The following is a 20,957-nucleotide window of genomic DNA, read 5'->3' as shown; positions in this document are numbered from 1 at the left end:
GCTGCTCTACACGTTGCGCAAGGGGTCGCTAATGCGCTCCGGGCTGGAGGGTTGAGCGTCTCCTTAGCGACCAACGTCGAAAACGCTGGCGGCCTGGCTCTCGGCATCTCGTTCCGTTTCATTCGCTGACGCCGTTTCTGCTACGCACGGCAACCGAATGGCAACCGTCACCTTTTCGTAAGCGCAAAAACCCTTACGATATAAGGGCAAAAGGCATAGCCCCAGCGGGATTCGAACCCGCGTTACCGCCGTGAGAGGGCGGCGTCCTAGGCCTCTAGACGATAGGGCCATGGCTCCCGGGGAAGGACTCGAACCTACAAGCATCCTCGTCCAGAGCGAGGCGTTCTACCAATTGAACTACCCGGGAACGGCAGCGACCGTTATACTACACGGTCTGCCCCTGGTCTTGCAACATGCGCCGCAGCTTCTTATTCCGGGCGCCGTATGTTTCGGTCTGGCTGTGGCAGTTGGGACAAAGCATCCGCAGGTTCTCGAGGCGATGGTCGTTCTTGACGCCGTTAATGCGATCGATGTGTACGCTAAGCGGCTTGCCGCGCTACTCGCTCGGGACGCTTGCGGCGGTCCCGAGACTTCGCTTCGCGATTAACGGGACGACAGAGTATCATATCCCTATTATAGCGAACGTGTGTTCGAATGTTGTTGCCAAAATGTTGCCGCGTGCGAAATTTCGCCTTCGAGTAGGGAAATATCGAGTGCGTCGAACCTGAGGTTCGCTGTTACTACATTCGTAAAAGGAGTATTGGTTGCAAGCGATCGTGCTCGTCGGAGGTGAGGGTACTCGCCTACGCCCGCTTACCTACGGAACGCCGAAGCCGATGGTTCCGATCGCCGGCGTCCCGTTTCTCGCGCGCACGCTCGAGCGTTTGTCGCAGGCCGGCATTCGCGACGTGATCCTGCCCGCGGGTTACATGCCCGAGCAGATCAGCGACTACTTCGGTGACGGCTCGCGTCTTGGCATGAGCATCACGTACGTCATCGAGGCGACCCCGCTCGGAACCGCCGGCGCATTGAAAAACGTCGAGCAGTACATTGCCGGTCCGTTCTTCGTCTTGAACGGCGATGTTCTCACCAGCCTCGATCTGCGCGCGATGATGGCCGAGCACGAACGCAAAGGCGGCATCGGGTTGCTTCATCTGATCCGCGTCGAAGATCCCTCGGCGTTCGGGTGCGTCGTGCACGATCGGGACGGCCGCATCTCGGCGTTCGTCGAAAAGCCGCCGCGCGAGAGCGCGCCGACCAACGAGATCAACGCCGGTACGTATCTGTTCGAGCGTGAAATTCTCGATTTGATTCCCGCCGGGCGCAACGTTTCGATCGAGCGCGAGACGTTTCCGCAGATCATCGCAGCCGGCAAAGGCTTGTATGCCTACACGACGGACGACTACTGGATCGATCTGGGCAAACCGGAGCAATACTTGGGCGCGCACCGCGACGTGCTTGCGCGGCGGATGCCGATGCTCAGGCTCGAGCCGGGCGTGAGCGGCGAGGGCGCTCCGGCGCTCGCCAACGTTAGCAAGCTCCACCTGCCGGTCCATGCCGACCGCGGCGTGCGGGTTGACCCCAGTGCGGAAATCGGGCCGAACGCGGTCATCGGCGAACAGACTTTTATCGGAGCAAGCGCTATTGTCCGCGACAGCGTGCTCTGGGATCGGGTTATAATAGAAGAGGGAGCGAGCGTAGACGGCGCGATCGTCGCAAGTGGTGCACGAATTGGGCGCGGCGCTCGTGTGGAACCGGGGAGCGTAATCGGGCACGACACGATCGTGGGCCCGGGTGAGGTTCTCGAGCGCGGAAGCCGCGTCGGGGCCAGCGCCCCAATCACCCGGTAAGCAAGCGCGTTTACGCATGATGGCCCGCGGGGTAAGCCCCTCTGAGAGGGCAAGGGAGGAGCTTCCTGATGGTTCTTTTGCTTGGTTCGTATCCGCCGCGCGAATGCGGCATTGCGACCTTTACGCATGATGTGAAGACGGCGTTCGACGGGGCCTTCGGCCCGGGCACGCGCGTCATTGCCATCGATGAACCCGGAGGCGACGTGCGCCGCTATCCGCCGGAAGTGGTCGCTCGCCTGCAAGAGCAAGACCTCTACTCCTACCATGAGATCGCCCGCTTCATCAGCGCCCATAAGGCGGAACTGCTCAACATCCAGCACGAGTACGGGCTCTTCGGCGGCGAACGCGGCGAGATGCTGATCGAGCTGCTCGATCGCGTGCGCAAGCCCGTCGTGCTCACGCTTCACACGGTGCTTCCGGAACCCGATGCAACGATGCTGCGCGTGACGCGCGAGCTCTGTAAACGTTCCGATCGCGTGGTCGCGCTTTCGATGACCGGACGCGACCTGCTCGAGCGCGTCTATCAAGTCGATCCCGATTCGTTGCGCGTGATCCATCACGGTGTTCCCGACGTGCCGTTCAGTTCGACCGACGCGGCGAAAGCCTCGTTCGGCATCGGTCAGCGCATGGTCATTTCGACCTTCGGGTTGATCAATCGCGGCAAAGGCCTCGAATACGCAATCGAAGCGATGCGCGAGGTCGTGCGCCGCCATCCCGAAGCGCTCTATCTCATCCTCGGCGAGACGCACCCGGTCGTGCGCCGGCGCGAGGGCGAGTCGTACCGCGAATCGCTGCAGGAGATCGTGCGCGCGTTTGGGCTCCAGTACAACGTGCAGCTCATCGACAAGTATCTCGACTTCGACGAACTCGTCTCGTACCTGACCGCCACCGACATCTACCTCACGCCGTATCTCAACCCGGTTCAGATCGTCAGCGGAACGCTGGCCTACGCGGTCGGCTGCGGCAAGGCCGTCGTCTCGACGCCGTACCTGTACGCGCAGGAGCTGCTCGCCTACGGCCGCGGATTCTTGTGCGAGTTCCGCGACGCACGCTCGATCAGCGAGAACGTCAACGCGTTGCTCGACGATCCATGGCTGCGCCGGGCGACCGAACGGCGTGCGTATCGCTTCGGGCGGCAGATGACCTGGCCGCACGTCGCGCGTGAATATGGACGGCTTTTCGCGGAGCTGAACCCGTCCCGCGAAACGACACTGGTCACGTCTGCTTAGTTCACTCAATCACGTACGAACGCTTACCGATGACGTGGGGATTATCCAACACGCTCGGTATAGCGTGCCCGACCGCGCGCACGGCTATTGCACGGACGACGTTGCGCGCGCGCTGATCGTCGTGCTGATGCGCCTGACCCGCGTTCCGGACGATGCCGAGGCGCGAGCGATGGCCTCGACCTATCTCGCGTTCTTGAACGGCGCGCAGCTCGCCGACGGACGGTTCCACAACTTCATGAGCTACGATCGCGCTTGGCTCGACGAGGTCGGCACGCAAGATAGCTGCGGCCGCGCGATCTGGTCGCTTGGCTATGCGTTGCGCTTTGCACCGGACGACGGCTGGCGGCGTCTCTGCGCCGAGATGTTCGCGCGAGCGATGGCATGTAACGCGTGGTTCGAACATTCGCGCCCCCAGGCGTACGCAATCCTGGGCCTCGCGCATGCGGTCGCCGCCGGCGCGTCGTCATACACGGCCGCGCTGCGCGGCTTGGCGGAAGCGCTGCTGCGCCGCTACCGGCACGAGCGAGGCGAAGGCTGGGAATGGTTCGACCCGGTGATGACATACGACAATGCTCGCCTGCCCGAAGCGCTGCTGCGCGCGGGTGCAGCGCTCGACGACTCCCCGATGATCGAGGCCGGGCGGGTCACCCTGCAATTCTTGGAACGCACGGTATTCGAAGACGGGATCTTCGTGCCGATCGGCAATGCAGGCTGGTTCCCCCGAGGCGGCCGGCGGGCCCGCTTCGCGCAGCAACCGCTGGAGGCGTCCGCGATGACGGATGCCGAGATTGCGGCTTTTGACGTATTCGGGCAGCCCGAACACCGCGAGTTGGCCGCGCGTGCGGCGGCGTGGTTCGACGGAAAAAATCTGCTCGGCGTCGCGCTGGCACACGGCGGCGGATGCTATGATGGACTTGAAGCAGACGGCCCGAACCTCAACATGGGCGCGGAGTCGACGCTCGCATACCTTGCGGCGGCCTATACGCAAGAGTAAAAAAGCCCGTTCGCGGCGAAGTAACTCCGGATGATGATCCTGGAGACCGAAGCTCTCAACGATGTACAAACGCAGGCCGTCGAGCAAACCGACGGTCCCGTTTTGATATTCGCCGGCGCCGGCAGCGGCAAGACGCGCGTGCTCACGCACCGTATCGCCTTGTTGCTCGGACGGCGCAAGGTCGCTCCGGATCGCATCCTCGCCGTGACGTTCACCAACAAAGCTGCCGGCGAAATGAAGACGCGGCTCGAGCGCATGGTCGGCGCGTCCGCCCGGGATCTGTGGGTCGGGACGTTCCATGCAATGTGCGTGCGGATTTTGCGGCGCGACGGCAGCAAAGCCGGCATCGCGCCCAGCTTCGCGATCATCGACGATGCCGACCAGCGCCAGCTGGTCAAAGATATTCTGGACGATCTCGATTACGACGAGCGGCAGCTCGCGCCGGGCGCGTGCCTGCATGAGATCAGCAAAGCCAAGAACTCGCTCATCTGGCCGGACCGTTATCACGAGAAGCAGACCTCGTTCCCCGGCGAGCGCATGGCGAACGTCTACACCGAATACGAGCGCCGTTTGCGCGAATCGAACAGTCTCGACTTCGACGATCTGATCGTGCGCACGATCGATCTGCTCGAGCGCGACGAAAAAGTGCGCGAGAAGTACCAGAACAAGTTCGAATACATCCTGGTCGACGAGTACCAAGACGTCAACGTCGCGCAGTACCGTCTGATCGCGTTGCTCGGCGCCAAACACAAGAACGTGACGGTGGTGGGTGACGACGACCAGTCGATCTATTCGTGGCGCGGCAGCGACTATCGCATGATCCTGCGTTTCGAAGAAGATTTCCCGGGCGCCAAAGTCTTCAAGCTGGAAGAGAACTACCGTTCCACCCAGCGTATTCTCGACGCGGCGAACTCGCTCGTCTCCAACAACCGCACGCGCGCGCCGAAGAAGCTCTTCACGCAGCGGGCGGAAGGCGAAGCGATCACGGTTTATGCGGCGGCGACCGAGCGCGACGAAGCGCGCTACGTCACCGAGAAGATCAAGCAGATGGTGCGCGACGGCGCCGCCTACAAAGATTTCTTGATCCTTTACCGTACCAACGCCCAATCGCGCGTCTTCGAAGAGGCGCTGATCGCCGACGGCATTCCCTATCGCGTGGTCGGCGGCGTCGGGTTCTATGCGCGCGCCGAAATCAAGGACGTCATCGCGTATCTGCGCTACATCGTCAACCCGGCCGATGCGCTCGCGTTCAAGCGCATCGTCAACGTGCCGCGTCGCGGCATCGGGCAGCAAACGCTGGCCGCGCTCGTGCAGGCGGCCAACGCCCGCGGTCTTTCCGTCGGTGAGGCGATCTTCGATTCCGAGTTGCTCAGAGAAGCCGTACCGAAGAAGCTCAAGGAGCTCGAGCGCTTTGCCGAATTGATCCGCAGCTTCCGTGAACGGCTCAAGGGCCTCAGCGTGGCCGACTTGCTGGTGAGCGTGATGGAAGATTCCGGCTACGTGCGCGAACTGCAGGCCGAGGAAACACACGACGCGCGAGCGCGCATCGAGAACCTTCAAGAACTCATCGGCGTCGCGCGCGAGTACGAGGGCGGCGAGCCCGAGCCATCGCTCTCGGGATTTCTCACCAACGTCGCGCTGATCAGCGATCTGGACGCGCTGGATCCCGACTCGTCGTACGTCACGCTGATGACGATGCACGGTGCGAAAGGGCTCGAGTTCACGCACGTGTTCCTCACCGGTCTCGAGGAAGGCGTCTTCCCGCACAGCCGCGCGCTGACCGACGTGACCGAACTCGAAGAAGAGCGCCGCTTGGCGTACGTCGGCGTGACCCGGGCGATGGACCGGCTCTTCCTTTCATACGCGCAGCGGCGCGCGCTCTTCGGCAACACCTACGCCTATCCGAAATCGCGTTTCATCGAAGAGATGCCGGGATTGGAAGTGCTCGAGAGCGATAGCGTCGTGCTTCCGCGTCCCTCCGGCGGGCGCTGGCGCGAGGTCTCGATTCACGAATCCGCCGGCGCGGGCATGTCGATGGATCTGCGCGACGGGGACCGGGTGCGCCATCCGAAGTGGGGCGAGGGCACCATCCGCGGCGTGGTCGGCGCCGGCGGCGACGGCCTGGTGACGATCGACTTCCCGAACGTCGGCCAGAAGATGCTGATGTTAAAATATGCTCCGCTCGAGAAGGTGTAGCAAGCCGGGCTTTTCCATATGAGCCATTTATGCTCCGAGTCGCCGTAGCTGGTGCTCTCGGCAGAATGGGCCGAGTAGCTTGCACCGCACTCAGAGAAGCCACCGACGTTACCTACGCCGGCGGCTTGGCGCGCACGCGCGTGCCGGACGAGGCGATCGTCACCGATTTCGACGAGCTCATGAGAAACGGTAAGCCCGACGTGCTGCTCGACCTCACCACCTATCCCGACACGGTGCAGATCTCGATGAACGCGCTCGCCCACGGCGTGCGCCCGGTGATCGGCGCAACGGGATGGGGTATGCAAGAGCGCGACGCGCTCGAGGCAATGGCGCGCGAACGCGATCTGGGGGCGATGCTCGTGCCGAATTTTTCGATCGCTGCTGCGTTGATGATGAAGTTCGCCGGCGAAGCCGCGCGCTTCTTTCCCAGCGTCGAGATCATCGAGATGCATCATGACAAGAAGAAAGACGCCCCTTCCGGAACCGCCAAGATCACGGCCGAACGCATCGCTAAGGAGGGCGGCCCGGCAAATGTCCCGATTCACAGCGTACGCATGCGCGGGTTGGTCGCCCACCACGAAGTGCTCTTCGGAATCGACGGCGAGCTGCTGACCATTCGTCACGACACGCTATCGCGCGAATCGTTCGCTCCCGGAATGCTCGCCGCGGTTCGCGCGGTGATGAGCGTGCGCGGACTGCAGGTTGGCCTCGATGCTTAAAGTCGCCGTCGTCGGCGCCACCGGGGTCGTGGGTGAAACGATCGTGCGCGTACTCGGCGAGCGCAAGGTTCCGGTGGATGCGCTGGGACGCTTCGCTTCGCGCGCGCGCGACGGCATCGAAGCGACCACGCCCGAGGCTCTGCGTGGCTTCGACGTCGTCTTCTTCGCGAGCGGCGAAGATGCAAGCGAAACCTACGCGCCGGCGCTCATCGAGCGCGGCGCCTATGTGATCGACAACAGCTCGACCTTTCGCATGCGCGAGAACGTGCCGCTGGTCGTCCCGGAGGTCAATCCGAACGACGTCCGGCCCGAGCACCGGCTTTTTCCGGTGGCGAACTGCACGGCGATCATCTTGTGTACGGCGCTGGCGCCGATTCGCGCGGCGGCGGGATTGCGCAGCGTTCGCGTGGCGACCTATCAATCGGCCAGCGGTGCGGGCCGAGCCGGCCTGGACGAACTGCTCGCCGGCGAACAAGCGATCGCAAACGGCCGGCCGGAGCCCGAACCGGCGGCGTTTCCGCGTCCGCTCGTCCGCAACGTGATTCCGCAGATCGGCGTATTCGACGCGAGCGGCTATTCCGGCGAAGAACGCAAGGTCGCACAAGAGACGCGCAAAATGCTCGGGTTGCCGGACCTGTTCGTGAGCGCGACCACCGTACGCGTGCCGGTGCACACCGCGCATTCGGAAGCGGTGTGGCTGGAAACCGAGCGCGAGAGCAGCGTCGCGGCGCTCGCCGCCGCGCTGGCAGCGGCGCCGGGCGTCGTCTACCACGCAAACGGCATCGTCTCGCCGCGCGAGGTCGAAGGCACCGACCTGGTCCACGTGGCGCGGCTTCGGCGCGAGAGCGAAGAATCGAAGCGCAACTTCGTGCTGTGGTGCGTCGGCGATCAGCTGCGCAAGGGCGCGGCAACCAACGCGGTGCAGATTCTCGAATTGCTGCTCGAACGGGGGCTGGTGGGATGAACGCGCTTGCACGCGTCGCCGTGCTCAAGTTCGGCGGAACTTCGGTTGCCACGCGCGAGCAGCGCGAAGTTGCATTCGCACGCATCCTCGACGCGCGCGAAGCGGGCTACGCGCCGGTCGCGGTCGTGTCTGCGATGGGACGCGAGCCGGCGCCGTACGCGACCGATACGCTGATCGGACTCATCGGCGGCAATACGGGGAGCGCGAACGCCGATCTGCTGCTGGCCTGTGGGGAACTCATTTCCGCCGCCGTCTTCGCGGAGGAGCTTTCGGCGATGAACGTCGAGGCGCTGGCAATGACGGGTGGGCAAGCCGGCATCATCACCGACGGTGATCACGGCAATGCTGCGATTCTGCGCGTCGATCCGCACGCGGTGGCCGCGCTGCTCGAACGCGGTGCGGTTCCGGTGATCGCGGGATTCCAAGGCACGACCGAAGACGGCGCGATCACGACGCTCGGGCGCGGCGGCAGCGATCTCTCGGCGATCGCGATCGGGCACGCGCTCGGCGCCGATCGCGTCGATATCTACACCGACGTCAGCGGGGCGATGACCGCCGATCCGCGCCGCGTTCCGACCGCGCACGTGATCGATCGCGCCTCGCTGGAAGAGATGAGCGAGCTTGCGCAGCGCGGGGCGAAGGTCATGCATCACAAGGCTGCCGGCTTTGCCGAGCGCACCGGCACCCGGTACGCGATCAAGGGCTTGAGTACCGATCTCGGCACGATCGTCGACGCGGGTTACGACTCGCAACGCCCGGTTACGGGCGTCACCTCCTCGGGGCGGGTGACCTGGGTGCGCGTGATTCGCGGCGACGTCGAAAATGCGCAGCATCGTATGCAAACCGAACTCGAGATGTTCCGGCGGATCGCCGATGCGGGCATCTCGATCGATCAGGTGACGATCAATCAGGCCGGCGTTGCGTTCGTGGTCGAGGGCGACCGCGGCAACGCGGTGCGCGCGCTGCTGGGCGATCTCAATCTGGCGGTACGCGTGCGTGAGGGCTGCGCCAAGATCTCGGTGGTGGGTACCGGCATGCGGTACTCGCCCGGCGTCGTGCACCGCTGCGTGCTTGCGCTCAGCAACGCCGACGTCGAGATCATTCACTGCACCGACAGCAACATCACGATTTCGATCCTCGTGCCGGAAGCCGACGTGACCCGGGCGGAAGCGGCGGTGCACGATCAATTCCATCTCGCGACGGGAGAAGGAGCATGAGCCGACTTGGAACGATCCTGACGGCGATGATCACGCCGTTCGACGAACGCGGCGCACTCGACGGTAAAGAGGCGGCGCGTGTCGCACGCTGGCTGGTGGACCGCGGCAACGACGGACTCGTCGTTGCCGGCTCGACCGGCGAGGGCATGACGCTCGATGCGGCGGAGCGCCGCGAGTTGATCGCAGCGGTGAAAGAGAGTGTGCGCGATCAAGCCCGCGTGATCGCGAACGTCGGAACGAGCGACACGCGTTCGACCGTACGCGCGGCGAAAGAAGCGCGAGATGCCGGCGCCGACGCGCTGCTGGTCGTCGTGCCGCCGTATAACAAGCCGACGCAGGGCGGAATGCTGGAGCATTTCGGCGCCGTCGCGGAAGCGACGCCGCTGCCGGTTGCGATCTACAATATTCCCAGCCGTACCGCAGCCAATATGCTTCCCTCCACGCTGCTGGAGCTGAGCCGGCGGCATGCCAACATCGCGGCCGTCAAAGAATCCAGCGGCGACCTCAAGCAAATCGCAACCATCGTGCGCGACCGGGCGCCGGGCTTTACGGTCTGGTGCGGCGACGATCACTTGTATCTGCCGGCGCTGGCGGTGGGCGCCGACGGCGTCGTCGGTGTGGCTTCGCACCTGTGTTCGCGTGAATTTCGCGACATGACCGACGCGTATCGCAGCGGCGACACGGTTCGCGCAACGGAGATCCACAACGGATTGCTCGAACTCTTCGAGGCGCTCTTTGCAATCACCAACCCGATCCCGATCAAGTGGGCTATGGCCGAACTCGGTTTTCGCGTGGGACGCTGCCGCTCGCCGCTCGATGCGCTTCCCGAGGGCGCGGCGGAGCGCTTGCGCCCGCTCGTCGCCTCGTATCTCACTACCGCGCCGTAATGGAATCGGTCGATATCCTCGGTTGTCGCCTCGATTTGCTCGACCGCGTTCAGGCGACGGATGCGATTCTGCGCTTGGCTCGCGAGGGAGCCGGCGCGCAGATCGTTACGCTCGGAACCGAGATGGTCGTGCACGCGCAGCATGATTCGGCGTTTCGCGCGGCGGTCAACGCGAGTGCGCTTTCGCTCTGCGATACGGTTGGCGTCCTCGCGGTAGCGCGCCGTCACGGTGCAACGCTTCGCGAGCGCGTCACCGGCGTCGACCTGGTGGAACGGCTTTGCCAACACGCCGCCGGCGAGGGGCTGCGCGTCTACCTCTTCGGCGGTGCCGAAGGCGTGGCGGCCGACGCCGCCGCGATTCTCGAAGTGAGCTTTCCCGGGCTGATCATCGCGGGGACACGCAGCGGCTTTTTCTCGAGCGAGGAAGAGCCGGCGATCGTCGAAGCGATTCGAACCAGCGGCGCGCAGATACTCTTTGTGGGACTGGGCTCGCCGCGCCAGGAAATGTGGCTCTCGCGCCATCTCGGCGCTACGCGATGCGGCGTCGGAATCGGGGTCGGTGGGTCGTTCGACGTGATCAGCGGGCGCGTCAAACGCGCGCCGATGCTCTGGCGGCGGCTCGGCATCGAATGGCTGTACCGGTTGATTCGCGAGCCGTATCGTTTTCGGCGCCAGCTCGCGTTGCCGTATTTCGCCTGGCTCATCCTGCTCGAGGGGCTGGGTGTCCGGCCTGAGGGAAAGGGTACGAGCGAGTAAGTGAAGGCGATGGTCTTGGCCGGTGGGCTTTCGACGCGTTTGTATCCGCTCACCAAGACGGTTCCAAAACCGCTGGTTCCGGTCGCCGGCGTTCCCAATGCGATACATCTGATCCGTTATCTGAAGTCGTACGGGTACGACGAGATCGCGATCAACGTGCACTATCTCGCCGATGCGATCACGGAGGCGCTGGGAGACGGCTCGGCGTTCGGCGTGCGCTTGGAATATCTGCACGAACGCGAGCTGATGGGCAGCGCGGGTGCGCTCAAGCCGATGGAGCACTTCTTCGGCAAGGCGACGTTCGTGGTCGTCGGCTGCGACGACCTCACCGACCTTCCGCTCGATGCGATCGTGGCGATGCACGAGCGCACGCGCGCAGTCGCGACGATCGGTCTGGTGGAACGCGAACACGTCGACCAATACGGCGTGGTGGTGACCGGCGAGGACGGCCGTATCACCGGTTTCCAGGAAAAACCGGCACCGGGAACCGAGCGCAGCAACCTAGTCAATACCGGCATCTACGTGTTCTCACCTGCGATCTTCGCGCGCATTCCGGACGGCACGTTTTACGATTTCGGCAAACAGGTCTTTCCCGAACTGCTCGCAGACGGTCTGCCGTTTTACGGATTCGACGGGCGCGACGCGTATTGGTGCGATATCGGCACGCCCGACGAGTACCGCCGCGCCAGCGCCGACGTGGTCAATGGCACCTTTTACATTCCTGAAACACGCGCGCGCGGCGCCGACCCGAGCGCGCGCATCGCATCCAGCGCGAGCATCGACCGGAACGTATGGATCGGCGCGAACGTGCGCATCGGCGAACGCGTCCGCATCATCGGACCCTCGGTGATCGGCGATCGAACCACGATCGAAGAGGGCGCGCGGCTCGAGGCGAGCATCGTGTGGGAAGACAGCACGATCGGCGCGGGCGCATCGCTGCGCGGCGCGATCATCGGCAAGGACTACGGCGTCGAACCCGGCAGCGTGTTGAACGGCGATATCGCCGCGTAGAAGGGTTGTTTCGCTTCGAGGAGGAGCACGTCGACGTTGTGGAGCATTGGGGATTAGAAGCGACTTTAATGCGAACCTGGCCTATGATCGTTTGTGTCGCTGCGCTCGTTGGCTGCAATTCGCAACAGCGACTCGTCGTGATTTCCCAAAGTGCAGTGAACGTGGAAATGCTGAAGCGGATAACTGATGCCGGTGATTCAGCTTGCAGTGCGGATGGTGGACTGAAAGGCGTAACGTGGGCCTACAACACGGCGCCAAAGTCTCCGCTGGCGCCGCCTGGTGCTATCCGTTCGAAGGATCCCTATGCGGCAATCGCACGTCCCGTGTCTCCGGCGCAGTCGTCCGAAGCCGAGCAGGTTTGGGATAAAATGGAAGACCTGGCCTCTGCGGCACCACGGCCGTACTCCACTGCGGCGTCGGATGACTTAAACGGCGACCCGCTTTATGCGCAGTTTATCTGCGCAGACGGCGCGGAGACATCGAGCAAGCCACTCTCGTTCGTGCCGTAGTCTGAGCTAATAGCCCGGCACAGCAACACATGCAAATCCCGGACTAGAGCGCCGAGGAACCGGCTCGAGCAACAGGTTGAATCGAAGTGGACGCCGGTCAAGCTGTTTTCGTTACGTTACGTTGTCCGAACCGCAGCATTAACGGCGAGAATTGCCCCATTGCACCCTAGCTGGATTGGATCAATGGCGTGATAGGTGCTGCGGTGGGGAGTTTCGATGGTGTCGACGCGCAGCCTGATACACTGGCGCGCCGCGAGTTCGATTCTCGCACTCTCCACCCGCGACGATTGTTGCGTGACCGAGAAAACGGTGATACGCTGGTGTAGTATCAGGCTGCGCGTCACCGGGGCCGCTCGTAGAGCGGCCCTCGGCGTTCTACAGAAGGTGTCTTGTCAACCGGTCTAGGGCGCGGGATGGAAGGCGTGGATGTTCCACGCCGTTCTGGATCTGCTCTTTCCGCCGCAATGCGCGGCTTGCCGCGCGCCCGGCACCGGCTTGTGCGCCCGGTGCGTCTCGCCGGAGAACCCGTTGCTCGTGCGCGCGCTCCCGTCGCTTCGCGTTTACGCGCTCGGCGAGTACGCGGGCGCGTTGCGGCGCGCGGTTCTCGCGCTCAAAGATGGCCGCCGCGACGTCGCGTGCGCTCTGGGCGAGCGGCTCGCCGCGATGGTTTCGGCGCCGATGCTGCTCGTGCCGGTACGCACGACGCGCGCACGGCGGTCGGTGCGCGGCATCGACGGCGTCGAGTATATCGCCCGCGTGGCCGCGCGGCGAACCGGCGCGCAGGTCGCCTGCGCGATCGAACCACTTGGGCACGACGCGCAGCGCGGCCGCTCGCGTGCCGAGCGTCTTGCCGCGCGGGCGCGCTTTTGGTGCGATCGCGGGCTGGTGCGCGGACGGAGCGTAACGCTGGTCGACGACGTGTGCACCACCGGAGCGACATTGGAGGACTGTGCGGCGGCGCTGCGCGAGGCGGGCGCCGTGGTTTCGCAAGCATTGGTGATCGCCGTCGCGAACGACGATCCCCGATGTTCAGTGGACTGATCGGGTACCGCGGCGAGGTCGTTGCGAGCGAGCCGCGTCCGGACGGCGGAGCGACGCTCGTGCTGACGGCCGGCGGCGTGCAGCGCGAGAAGCCGGAGGTCAAGGATTCGATCGCGGTGGACGGCGTGTGTCTGACCGTGACGCGCATCGAGGGCGAGCGCATTGCCTTCGACGTGGTTCCGGAAACCATCGCGCGCAGCACGCTGGGCGCTTTGCGTCCCGGTGATTCGGTGAATCTGGAATACTCGTTGCGCGTCGGCGATCGGATGGGCGGCCACTTCGTCTACGGCCACGTCGACGCGACCGCCGCCGTGCTTCGCCGCATGCCGGAAGGGCAGGGCGAACGCATTCGCATCGAGCGGCCGGCGGAACTCGCGCCGATGATCGTTGAGAAAGCCTTCATCGCCGTCGACGGTGTGAGCCTCACCGTCGCGGCGGCGGGTGAGGGCTGGTTCGAGATCGCGCTGATTCCCGAAACGCTGGCGCGCACGACGCTCGGCGCGCGTCCGGCGGGATCGCGCGTGAACCTCGAAGTCGATCCGTTGGCGAGGTACGTGCATGCCGCAGTTTCGCGATAGCCTGCCCGAGGGCACGCGCGTTTTCGAGTCGCGCCTGCAGGTGCAATGGGCCGACGTCGACATCGCCGGCATCATGTACTTCGCCAACTATTGGCGCTTCGCCGAGTATGCCGAGATGGAGATGTTTCGCGAACTCGGCTTACCGTTCGATTCGCTCTTCGACGATCTCGACTTTTGGCTGCCGCGGGTGCGAGCCGAGGCCGATTACTACGCGCCGGCGCTGATGGGTGATTGGATCCGCATGCGCGCGCATCTCGAGAAAGTCGGTGCTTCGAGCGTGCGTTTTCGGATCGTGATGTTCAATGAGAGGACCGGCATCCCGATGGCGTCGCTGGTGCTCACGGTCGCCGCGATGGATCGCCGGACCAAGAAGAGCATGCCGCTTCCGGCGCGGGTGCGCGACGTATTGCTTACGTGCTTGCCGGCGCGGGGAGAAAGTGGATGATGCCGACGCCGTACGACACGAGTCCACTCGGCAGCGAGTAGCTCGAGAACGAATCGATATCGACGGCGATCTGCGTCGAGGTGTTGTCCCAGCGGTAGTCGTCGAGACCGAGATACTTATCGGTCGTGGGCGTGAATCCGCTCGGGACCGCCGCTGCCATCGCCGCTTGAACTTCCGCTTCGATCTCCTTGCCTCCGACCATCGGAACGGTGTTGCAGGTCATCGTCCATTTCGGCGAATAGTCGCTCAGATTGAGCGTGTTCGCCGTATCGTCGGTGATGCTGCAGTCGCGCAACATCGATCCAAACGAAACGCTCAGATCGTAGGTCGGCGAGCCGAGGATGTCTTTCGAGGCGTTCGTGCGCAGGGTGGAAAAATTTTCCGACGCCGGTCCGACCCCGAGGCTCACGAAATTCGTCACCGAGTTGCGCAGGGATTGGATGTCGGCGACAGTCGGCGGTTTGAGCACGTGCACGGGCTTCGTAAGGTCTTGCCCGATGCTCGGCGTGAACCCGCCATTGTACGTGTCGACCGAAATCCACAGGCCTTTTGCGCCGTTGCGCCAGGTGAACGTCGGATATTCTTTGCTGCCGGTCGTCTTGAGCGCGTAGCCCTTGATGATCGGCGCAAGCTGCGCCTTCACATAGGCCGTGACTTGGGCCGGCGTCATGTTCTTGGCGTTCCAACGCTGTTCGAGCGACCAATGCTCCGGGTGTCCGGTCCAAGCGAACTGATCGGTGATGATGCACTTCGCGCACGTCTTATCGAACTGCGCCTTCGTGTCGTAGCGAATCTGGAAGACGTCGCTGTCCTTCACCGCGCCGCGCATGTTTGCGTAGTTGACGGGCGCCTGATCGAGCATCAGCGCGACGAACGCGCGCAGGGTCTGGGGCGGCGTCTTGGCGGGATGCGCCGCAGCTCCGCACAGCAGAAGCGCCAGTGCTACCGTGCAATAGCGAAAACCCCGAGCCTGCATAGCGAGCCGCCTTTCAAAAAGAAGCTAGGCTTACCCCGGACGATGACGTAGGTTCGTGGAGATGCTCCGGCTTCCCGGTGGAATCCGGTTGCCGTTGTTAGCTAAGCATGATAGACTAGGCCGATGAAGACGGTGAACATGCATGAGGCGAAGACGACGCTCTCCGCCTTGGTGCGCAAGCTTCGCAGCGGCGCTGAGCGTGAGATCATCATTGCCGTCGACGGCGTGCCGGCTGCGCGCCTCGTGGCCGTTGAGCCTCCTCAGCCGCGACCGCTCGGTATGGATCGCGGGCTCATTCACATGGACGATGATTTCGGCGCGGTCGATGCGGAGATCGAGAAGCTCTTCGAGGGCGGGTAGTGGCCACTCGATATCTTCTCGACACGCACGTCTTTTTGTGGAGTCTATTTGAGCCCGAGCGTCTGTCCAGCGATGCGCGCGCAGTGATCGCGAATTCTTCCGAGGAGCTGCTGCTTTCTGCCGCTGCAGTTTGGGAGATATCGATCGAGCACGGATCAGGTAAACTCGCACTTCCGATGGAGCCCGCTGCATTCATTCCTTCGCGGCTCGAGGCGCTGCGGATAAAGCCGCTCGACATGACGATGGAACATGCGTTGGCTGTATCATTGCTGCCGCGACATCATCACGACCCGTTCGACCTCATGATGATCGCACAGGCGCAACTCGAAGGGCTGACGTTTATAACGGCAGATTCGATCGCGCAGCGGTATCCGGTGCGAGTGTTGAGAGCGTCCTAGCCTTCGGTTCCGAAGGCCGGGGTGGAGAATCGAGAGTCCCCGGACCGATACCGTTGTGCTATGCTTGGGCAAAGCCGGAACCCCCAGGCAGCCGCTCGAAAGCGATGTCCCTAGGGGGAATACCGGATGAGACGAACCGTCGTTAGGACCGTCTGCATCGTCACGCTTACCGCGGTCGCCTTCGTCATCATCGGATCCGATCTCGCTCTTCCGTGGCATCCATACGGGTGGTTCGGGTTCTTGGTCACCGACGGCAATATCGTAACCATGGCAACGCCGGTCGCGGGCAACGCCGTTCGCGACGGCGATCGGATCGATCTGCACCGGTTGAGCCCGGAGGATCGCCTGCGGTTGACGCGGTCGGACCCGACCGGCTACGTTTTGAAGCTGCCCCTCATCTCGAAGCGAGAAGTTACGATAGTCGCGCAGCCCTTAGTGCGCAGCCTAGCGGACAATGTTACCGATGTCATCGAGGTGCTGGCGACGCTCGCATACATCGTCATCGCCGCCCTCTTGGTTCTGCTGCGCCCGGCGCCCTCGACGTGGGCGTTTTTCGGATTCTCGTACGGCTTTTGCATCTTTGCGGCGACGCCCAGCACCTGGCCGTTTCCTTTTGCCATCGCTTTCCTGACGTTATGGTTGATAAGCAGCGGAATCTCGGGCGCTGCGTTCGTTTCGTTTGCGCTGCGCTTTCCCGATAGTGAGCCGAGTCGCGTCGGGCGCGTCGTCGAGCGTGCGCTGCTGCTCGGTCTTAGTCCGGTTTTGGTCGCCGTGTCGCTGTACGGTTTTCTGGCCTACGTGTTTGCGGGGAACTACGTTTCCGCGGTGCGTCCGGCGGTCGTCGTCACCGCTGAAGTGGTCTTCGCGTTTGGCATCGTCGTTTTGATGTCGCGCTACTTTCTTGCGAAGGTTGCCGAGCGCAACCGGCTGCGTTGGGTCGTGTTCGCGTTTGCAGTTGCCTACCTCCCCGATCTCAACTTGGAGGCTCTTTTCGGAGCCGGGGTCGTCCTGATTCCGGTACCGAGCCCCGAATTGATCAATATATGCCAAGCCTGGCAAGTGCTCGCACCTATAGCGCTCGCGTACACGGTGCTCAGGCATCGGCTCTTCGACGTTCGCTTCGTCGTGAGCCGCGCGCTCGTATACGTGTTTATGACGTCGCTGGTCGTCGGCGCTATCGCACTCGTCGACTGGGCGTTTAGCCGCTGGCTGGCCGAATCACGCTTCGCGCTCCTCGCCGAGTTGGCGCTGGCGTTGCTTTTCGGCGTCATGCTGACACTGCTGCATCGGCGCATCGAGCACTTTCTCAACGGCGTCGTGTTCCGAACGCAATTGCTGGCGCTGCAGGCTCTGCGGCGTTTCGCGCAGGAGGTCGACCTGATTTCTGATCCGCACCGGCTCCTTTCGCAAACATACGAGGCGCTGCGCGTTCGCATCGAGTGCGACTACGCGGCGATTTATACTGCCGACGGCGCCTCGTTCGTTCTCGCTACGCCGCCGGAGCCTCACACGCCGATGGTGATGGCCGGCGACGATTTCGCCGTACTGCGCTTGCGCCGCTGGTCGGAGCCATTCGAGTGCGAGGATCCGGAACATCCGTTACGCGCGGCACTGTTCGTGCCGATGGTCGCGCGCATGCAGCTGGTCGGATTTATCGTGTGCGGGCCCAAGCGCGATCGAACGCACTACTTGCCCGACGAGATCGATACGCTGACGACCTTGGCGCATCGCGCGGGATCGGCGTATCTCTGGTTGACGTTGCGGCCGGACGAAACCGGCCGCGCCCTCCCGACGCTGCACCCCGAAGGCGGTTAAATCCGGCGGCACATCTCTCGCGGAAGAGTCTCGAAATGATCGAGGCGCACGGGCCGAGCTTTCGTGCCCTTCAAGGTGAATACAATTTTCAATCCTGTTCGCGAAATTCTGGATCAGCAGAGATCGCGCACAAGCTGGCTTAGGCACTGGGCGTCGGGGAGCACAACCCCCGTCTGCCCATAAAATCGGGCTATTGCCCATAAAAGAGACGCCAGAAGCCATTTTATGGGCAAAGCCAGGACGACCAAGGCGGCTTGACAATTGTCAAGTCCACGGCTAGGGTGAAGCCCTATGAGCGAATTCGCCGTCTCCTTGAACGCCGCGCTCGAGGCGGCGGGGCTCTCCGGCGCCGAGCTGGCGGCACGGGCCGGCATCACCGAGTCGGCCGTCTCGCTGCTGCGCGCCGGGCGGCGCGAGCCCTCGTACCGCACGCTGCAGCGGCTCACCGCCGTCCTGCCCGAGCTTGCGCCCGCCCCGTCCGAACGAGCGACGCCGTTCGATTCGATCGAAGACGCGATCGACGATATCCGGGCCGGAAAGATGGTCGTCGTGCTCGACGACGAGGATCGCGAAAACGAAGGCGACCTCGTGATGGCGGCCGAGAAGGTCACGCCGGGCGCGATCAACTTCATGCGCAAGGAAGCGGGCGGCTTGATCTGCGTTCCGCTCTCCGGCCGGCGTCTTGACGAGTTGCAAATACCGCAGATGGTGAAAGACAACACCGCCGTTCACGAAACGGCATTTACCGTGTCGGTAGAAGCGCGCGGACTCACCACCACCGGCATTTCGGCACACGATCGCGCCGCGACGATCAGAAAGCTGCTCGATCCCGAGGCATCCGCAGCCGATTTCCTGCGCCCGGGGCATACGTTTCCGCTGCGCGCGCGCGAAGGCGGCGTGCTGGTGCGCGCGGGTCAAACCGAGGCCTCGGTCGATCTCGCGCGGCTGGCCGGGCTCTATCCGGCCGGCGTCATTTGCGAAATCATGGCCGAGGACGGAACGATGGAGCGCCTCGACGGGTTACGGAGCTATGCCGACCGCCACGGTCTGCGGCTCATCACCGTCAAGGATCTCATTGCATACCGTATGCGCACCGAAAAACTCGTCAAACGAATCGCTGAATTCAACCTGCCCACCACCACCGGAGACTGGAAAGGCGTCGCCTTCGAAACGACGATCGACGGCAATACGCACGTCGCGCTCGTCATGGGCGACATCAGCAGCGGCAAGGACGTGCTCGTGCGCGTTCACTCCGAATGTCTTACCGGCGATGCGCTGCACTCGATTCGCTGCGACTGCGCGGCGCAGCGCGACGGCGCGATGGAGATGATCGCCCAAGAGGGGCGCGGCGTCTTTCTGTATCTGCGGCAGGAAGGCCGCGGTATCGGGCTGGCCAACAAACTGCGCGCGTACGAGTTGCAGGATCACGGCGCCGACACCGTCGAGGCGAATCTCGCGCTCGGCCTGCCGGTCGACAAGCGCGACTACGGCATCGGCTCGCAGATTCTGGCCGACCTCGGGATCAAAGAACTGCGCTTGATCACCAACAACCCACGGAAGATCTTCGGGCTGGAAGGGTACGGCATCAAGATCACCGGTCGCGTGCCGATGCAGACCGCCCCGACCGTGCACAACAAGCGGTACATGGCGACGAAACGCGCGAAGCTCGGCCACATGTTGGATGAGACGGTCGCGGCGTCGTGAAGCCGGGCGAGGGAAACGGGAAGCGTTCGCAACCGGCGCCGCAGTGCGCCGGCCGCCGTTTCGCGATCGTCGCAGCCCAGTTCTATCGCGAATTGACCGACTGGTTGATCGACGGGGCGCAACGTGCCTTGGCCGATTGCGGCGTCGCGAGCGAGGACATCGATCTGGTCGAGGTGCCGGGTTGTTTCGAATTGCCGCTGGCATGCCGCAAATTGATCGACGCCGACCGCTATGACGCCGTCGTGGCGCTGGGCGTGGTCATTCGCGGCGAAACGCCGCATTTCGATTTCGTCGCCGGCGAGTGCGCTCGCGGCCTGATGAACGTGCAGCTCGACGCCGGCGTTCCGATCGGCTTCGGCGTACTCACCACCGAGAATCTCGCGCAGGCGCAAGAACGCGCCGATCCCGCGCGCGGCGACAAGGGCTATCAGGCGGCGATCGCCGCGGCATCGCTGATCGATATCCCGGCGAAACTCCCACGCGCCGGCTTTCGCTCGTAGCTAGAGGCTGCGCAGCGCGCGCAGCAAGACGAACGACGTTCCGGCGATCAGCCCAAAGAGCGCGATCAGAATCAGCGCGGCGAGCGGACGCGACCAGCGATCGTTCAGCGTGAGCGCGGCGCCGCAGGCCACGCCGAAATTGCGAAACGAGAGCGTTACCCGATCGAGCAGGCTCGCGTGCTGCCCGCCGGCGCTCTGCAATTCGGCCAGGATCTCGCGCGGCTGCCACGAGTTGCCCGCCGTGAGCGAGACGAGCCGTTCCTGCGCGTCGAAGACCGCGATCGCTTCCCCGTGTTCGAGCTGACCGGGTTCGCGCCCGGGCGCGACGAGCACGTTGAATCGTTTGGCCAAGCTCAGCACGGTTTGCGGATCACCGGTCGCGAGCGTCCAGCGCGCGGGATTTTCGCCGAACATCTCGCCGTAGCGCCGCAGCACGGCCGGCGTGTCGTACGCGGGGTCGATCGTAACTTCGAGCAGATGGGCCGCCGGGGGAAGTTCGCGCTGCAGCTCCGCGAACTTGGCTGAGGTCGCTGGACACTCGGCGGCCTCGCGACAGCGCGTGTAGATGAACGCAACGGCGAACGCTTCTCCTTTGAAGCGGCTCCAGCGCAGCCGCGCGCCGTTCTGATCGACCAGCACCGGATCGGCCGGCAAACGCTCGCCGACCACGACCGTCGGAACCCATGGAAGTACCATCAGGGATGACGATACGGTAGGGCTGGGAAGAGGGCGGGAATTCGCCCGCTCTCAGGAAGGGAGGAGTCTCACAAAAGTCGCAATTTACACGGCCTTAACGGTTGATACTCCGG

At 63.7% G+C, this 20,957-nt stretch carries 21 protein-coding genes and 3 tRNA genes; 20 read left to right on the top strand and 4 right to left on the bottom strand.

Features of this window, described 5'->3' with window-relative positions; translation table 11 throughout:
* Positions 1 to 216: 216 nt before the first annotated feature.
* A tRNA-Glu gene (locus VMF11_04835) sits at positions 217 to 289 on the bottom strand.
* A gap of 1 nt (position 290) precedes the next feature.
* A tRNA-Gln gene (locus VMF11_04830) sits at positions 291 to 367 on the bottom strand.
* A 397-nt stretch (positions 368 to 764) separates the two neighbouring features.
* Between VMF11_04830 and VMF11_04825 the strand changes: the two genes are divergently transcribed.
* The 15 genes from VMF11_04825 (at position 765) to VMF11_04755 (ending at position 14,395) form a co-directional block, all read left to right on the top strand.
* Positions 765 to 1,850, top strand: a complete 1,086-nt coding sequence (locus VMF11_04825) for an NDP-sugar synthase (GenBank protein ID HTU69626.1) — start codon at positions 765 to 767, stop codon at positions 1,848 to 1,850.
* A gap of 68 nt (positions 1,851 to 1,918) precedes the next feature.
* The gene (locus VMF11_04820; protein HTU69625.1) at positions 1,919 to 3,079 is read left to right on the top strand and encodes a glycosyltransferase family 4 protein; all 1,161 of its coding nucleotides are present in this window, start codon (positions 1,919 to 1,921) and stop codon (positions 3,077 to 3,079) included.
* A 64-nt stretch (positions 3,080 to 3,143) separates the two neighbouring features.
* Positions 3,144 to 4,073, top strand: coding sequence for a hypothetical protein (locus VMF11_04815; GenBank protein HTU69624.1), 930 nt, complete (start codon positions 3,144 to 3,146; stop codon positions 4,071 to 4,073).
* Positions 4,074 to 4,103: 30 nt separating this feature from the next.
* Complete coding sequence (locus VMF11_04810; GenBank protein ID HTU69623.1) at positions 4,104 to 6,269, top strand: DUF3553 domain-containing protein; 2,166 nt, start codon at positions 4,104 to 4,106, stop codon at positions 6,267 to 6,269.
* 29 nt (positions 6,270 to 6,298) lie between these two features.
* Positions 6,299 to 6,988, top strand: a complete 690-nt coding sequence (locus tag VMF11_04805; GenBank protein HTU69622.1) for a dihydrodipicolinate reductase C-terminal domain-containing protein — start codon at positions 6,299 to 6,301, stop codon at positions 6,986 to 6,988.
* Complete coding sequence (locus tag VMF11_04800) at positions 6,981 to 7,952, top strand: aspartate-semialdehyde dehydrogenase (protein ID HTU69621.1); 972 nt, start codon at positions 6,981 to 6,983, stop codon at positions 7,950 to 7,952. Before VMF11_04805 ends, VMF11_04800 begins: the two co-directional genes overlap by 8 nt.
* The gene (locus VMF11_04795; protein ID HTU69620.1) at positions 7,949 to 9,169 is read left to right on the top strand and encodes an aspartate kinase; all 1,221 of its coding nucleotides are present in this window, start codon (positions 7,949 to 7,951) and stop codon (positions 9,167 to 9,169) included. Before VMF11_04800 ends, VMF11_04795 begins: the two co-directional genes overlap by 4 nt.
* A complete protein-coding gene (gene dapA, locus VMF11_04790; GenBank protein HTU69619.1) occupies positions 9,166 to 10,056 on the top strand; it encodes a 4-hydroxy-tetrahydrodipicolinate synthase in 891 nt (296 codons plus the stop codon). The genes VMF11_04795 and dapA overlap by 4 nt, the downstream gene beginning before the upstream one ends.
* Positions 10,056 to 10,811: a WecB/TagA/CpsF family glycosyltransferase gene (locus tag VMF11_04785; GenBank protein HTU69618.1), complete on the top strand. Its 756-nt coding sequence runs from the start codon at positions 10,056 to 10,058 to the stop codon at positions 10,809 to 10,811. The genes dapA and VMF11_04785 overlap by 1 nt, the downstream gene beginning before the upstream one ends.
* Positions 10,812 to 10,820: 9 nt before the next feature.
* Entirely contained in the window at positions 10,821 to 11,822 is a 1,002-nt protein-coding gene (locus tag VMF11_04780) for an NDP-sugar synthase (protein ID HTU69617.1), read from the top strand.
* 5 nt (positions 11,823 to 11,827) lie between these two features.
* Entirely contained in the window at positions 11,828 to 12,331 is a 504-nt protein-coding gene (locus tag VMF11_04775) for a hypothetical protein (GenBank protein ID HTU69616.1), read from the top strand.
* 205 nt (positions 12,332 to 12,536) lie between these two features.
* Positions 12,537 to 12,608, top strand: a tRNA-Ile gene (locus VMF11_04770).
* Between the two features lie 149 nt (positions 12,609 to 12,757).
* Positions 12,758 to 13,372, top strand: a complete 615-nt coding sequence (locus tag VMF11_04765) for a hypothetical protein (GenBank protein ID HTU69615.1) — start codon at positions 12,758 to 12,760, stop codon at positions 13,370 to 13,372.
* Positions 13,357 to 13,950 (top strand): riboflavin synthase, encoded by a 594-nt coding sequence (locus VMF11_04760; protein HTU69614.1) that lies wholly within the window; start codon positions 13,357 to 13,359, stop codon positions 13,948 to 13,950. Before VMF11_04765 ends, VMF11_04760 begins: the two co-directional genes overlap by 16 nt.
* Entirely contained in the window at positions 13,931 to 14,395 is a 465-nt protein-coding gene (locus tag VMF11_04755) for a thioesterase family protein (protein ID HTU69613.1), read from the top strand. The genes VMF11_04760 and VMF11_04755 overlap by 20 nt, the downstream gene beginning before the upstream one ends.
* Here VMF11_04755 and VMF11_04750 read toward each other — a convergent pair.
* Positions 14,361 to 15,371: a hypothetical protein gene (locus tag VMF11_04750; protein ID HTU69612.1), complete on the bottom strand. Its 1,011-nt coding sequence runs from the start codon at positions 15,369 to 15,371 to the stop codon at positions 14,361 to 14,363. The genes VMF11_04755 and VMF11_04750 overlap by 35 nt on opposite strands.
* A gap of 123 nt (positions 15,372 to 15,494) precedes the next feature.
* Here VMF11_04750 and VMF11_04745 point away from each other — a divergent pair, with 123 nt between their 5' ends.
* From VMF11_04745 to ribH, 5 genes are all read left to right on the top strand, one after another.
* On the top strand, positions 15,495 to 15,731 hold the full coding sequence (locus VMF11_04745) for a hypothetical protein (GenBank protein ID HTU69611.1): 237 nt from the start codon (positions 15,495 to 15,497) through the stop codon (positions 15,729 to 15,731).
* Positions 15,731 to 16,129, top strand: coding sequence for a type II toxin-antitoxin system VapC family toxin (locus VMF11_04740; GenBank protein ID HTU69610.1), 399 nt, complete (start codon positions 15,731 to 15,733; stop codon positions 16,127 to 16,129). Before VMF11_04745 ends, VMF11_04740 begins: the two co-directional genes overlap by 1 nt.
* 126 nt (positions 16,130 to 16,255) lie before the next feature.
* Positions 16,256 to 17,944, top strand: coding sequence for a GAF domain-containing protein (locus VMF11_04735; protein ID HTU69609.1), 1,689 nt, complete (start codon positions 16,256 to 16,258; stop codon positions 17,942 to 17,944).
* Between the two features lie 291 nt (positions 17,945 to 18,235).
* Positions 18,236 to 19,648 (top strand): bifunctional 3,4-dihydroxy-2-butanone-4-phosphate synthase/GTP cyclohydrolase II, encoded by a 1,413-nt coding sequence (locus VMF11_04730; GenBank protein HTU69608.1) that lies wholly within the window; start codon positions 18,236 to 18,238, stop codon positions 19,646 to 19,648.
* A complete protein-coding gene (gene ribH, locus VMF11_04725) occupies positions 19,645 to 20,148 on the top strand; it encodes a 6,7-dimethyl-8-ribityllumazine synthase (GenBank protein HTU69607.1) in 504 nt (167 codons plus the stop codon). The genes VMF11_04730 and ribH overlap by 4 nt, the downstream gene beginning before the upstream one ends.
* Here ribH and VMF11_04720 read toward each other — a convergent pair whose 3' ends face one another.
* Positions 20,149 to 20,844 (bottom strand): SCO family protein, encoded by a 696-nt coding sequence (locus tag VMF11_04720; GenBank protein HTU69606.1) that lies wholly within the window; start codon positions 20,842 to 20,844, stop codon positions 20,149 to 20,151.
* Positions 20,845 to 20,957 lie beyond the last annotated feature (113 nt).

The organism is Candidatus Baltobacteraceae bacterium (genome assembly GCA_035502855.1).
GTDB lineage: Bacteria > Vulcanimicrobiota > Vulcanimicrobiia > Vulcanimicrobiales > Vulcanimicrobiaceae > Aquilonibacter.
This window is presented reverse-complemented; position numbering and strand designations above follow the sequence as displayed.

What these genes read in the sequence shown, in the direction of transcription:
- VMF11_04820 (HTU69625.1), top strand. Translation starts at nt 1,919, where the DNA reads ATGGTTCTTTTGCTTGGTTCGTATCCGCCGCGCGAATGCGGCATTGCG.
- VMF11_04810 (HTU69623.1), top strand. Translation starts at nt 4,104, where the DNA reads ATGATGATCCTGGAGACCGAAGCTCTCAACGATGTACAAACGCAGGCC.
- VMF11_04805 (HTU69622.1), top strand. Translation starts at nt 6,299, where the DNA reads ATGCTCCGAGTCGCCGTAGCTGGTGCTCTCGGCAGAATGGGCCGAGTA.
- VMF11_04800 (HTU69621.1), top strand. Translation starts at nt 6,981, where the DNA reads ATGCTTAAAGTCGCCGTCGTCGGCGCCACCGGGGTCGTGGGTGAAACG.
- VMF11_04795 (HTU69620.1), top strand. Translation starts at nt 7,949, where the DNA reads ATGAACGCGCTTGCACGCGTCGCCGTGCTCAAGTTCGGCGGAACTTCG.
- dapA (HTU69619.1), top strand. Translation starts at nt 9,166, where the DNA reads ATGAGCCGACTTGGAACGATCCTGACGGCGATGATCACGCCGTTCGAC.
- VMF11_04785 (HTU69618.1), top strand. Translation starts at nt 10,056, where the DNA reads ATGGAATCGGTCGATATCCTCGGTTGTCGCCTCGATTTGCTCGACCGC.
- VMF11_04780 (HTU69617.1), top strand. Translation starts at nt 10,821, where the DNA reads ATGGTCTTGGCCGGTGGGCTTTCGACGCGTTTGTATCCGCTCACCAAG.
- VMF11_04765 (HTU69615.1), top strand. Translation starts at nt 12,758, where the DNA reads ATGTTCCACGCCGTTCTGGATCTGCTCTTTCCGCCGCAATGCGCGGCT.
- VMF11_04760 (HTU69614.1), top strand. Translation starts at nt 13,357, where the DNA reads ATGTTCAGTGGACTGATCGGGTACCGCGGCGAGGTCGTTGCGAGCGAG.
- VMF11_04755 (HTU69613.1), top strand. Translation starts at nt 13,931, where the DNA reads ATGCCGCAGTTTCGCGATAGCCTGCCCGAGGGCACGCGCGTTTTCGAG.
- VMF11_04750 (HTU69612.1), bottom strand. Translation starts at nt 15,371, where the DNA reads ATGCAGGCTCGGGGTTTTCGCTATTGCACGGTAGCACTGGCGCTTCTG.
- VMF11_04745 (HTU69611.1), top strand. Translation starts at nt 15,495, where the DNA reads ATGAAGACGGTGAACATGCATGAGGCGAAGACGACGCTCTCCGCCTTG.
- VMF11_04735 (HTU69609.1), top strand. Translation starts at nt 16,256, where the DNA reads ATGAGACGAACCGTCGTTAGGACCGTCTGCATCGTCACGCTTACCGCG.
- VMF11_04730 (HTU69608.1), top strand. Translation starts at nt 18,236, where the DNA reads ATGAGCGAATTCGCCGTCTCCTTGAACGCCGCGCTCGAGGCGGCGGGG.
- VMF11_04720 (HTU69606.1), bottom strand. Translation starts at nt 20,844, where the DNA reads ATGGTACTTCCATGGGTTCCGACGGTCGTGGTCGGCGAGCGTTTGCCG.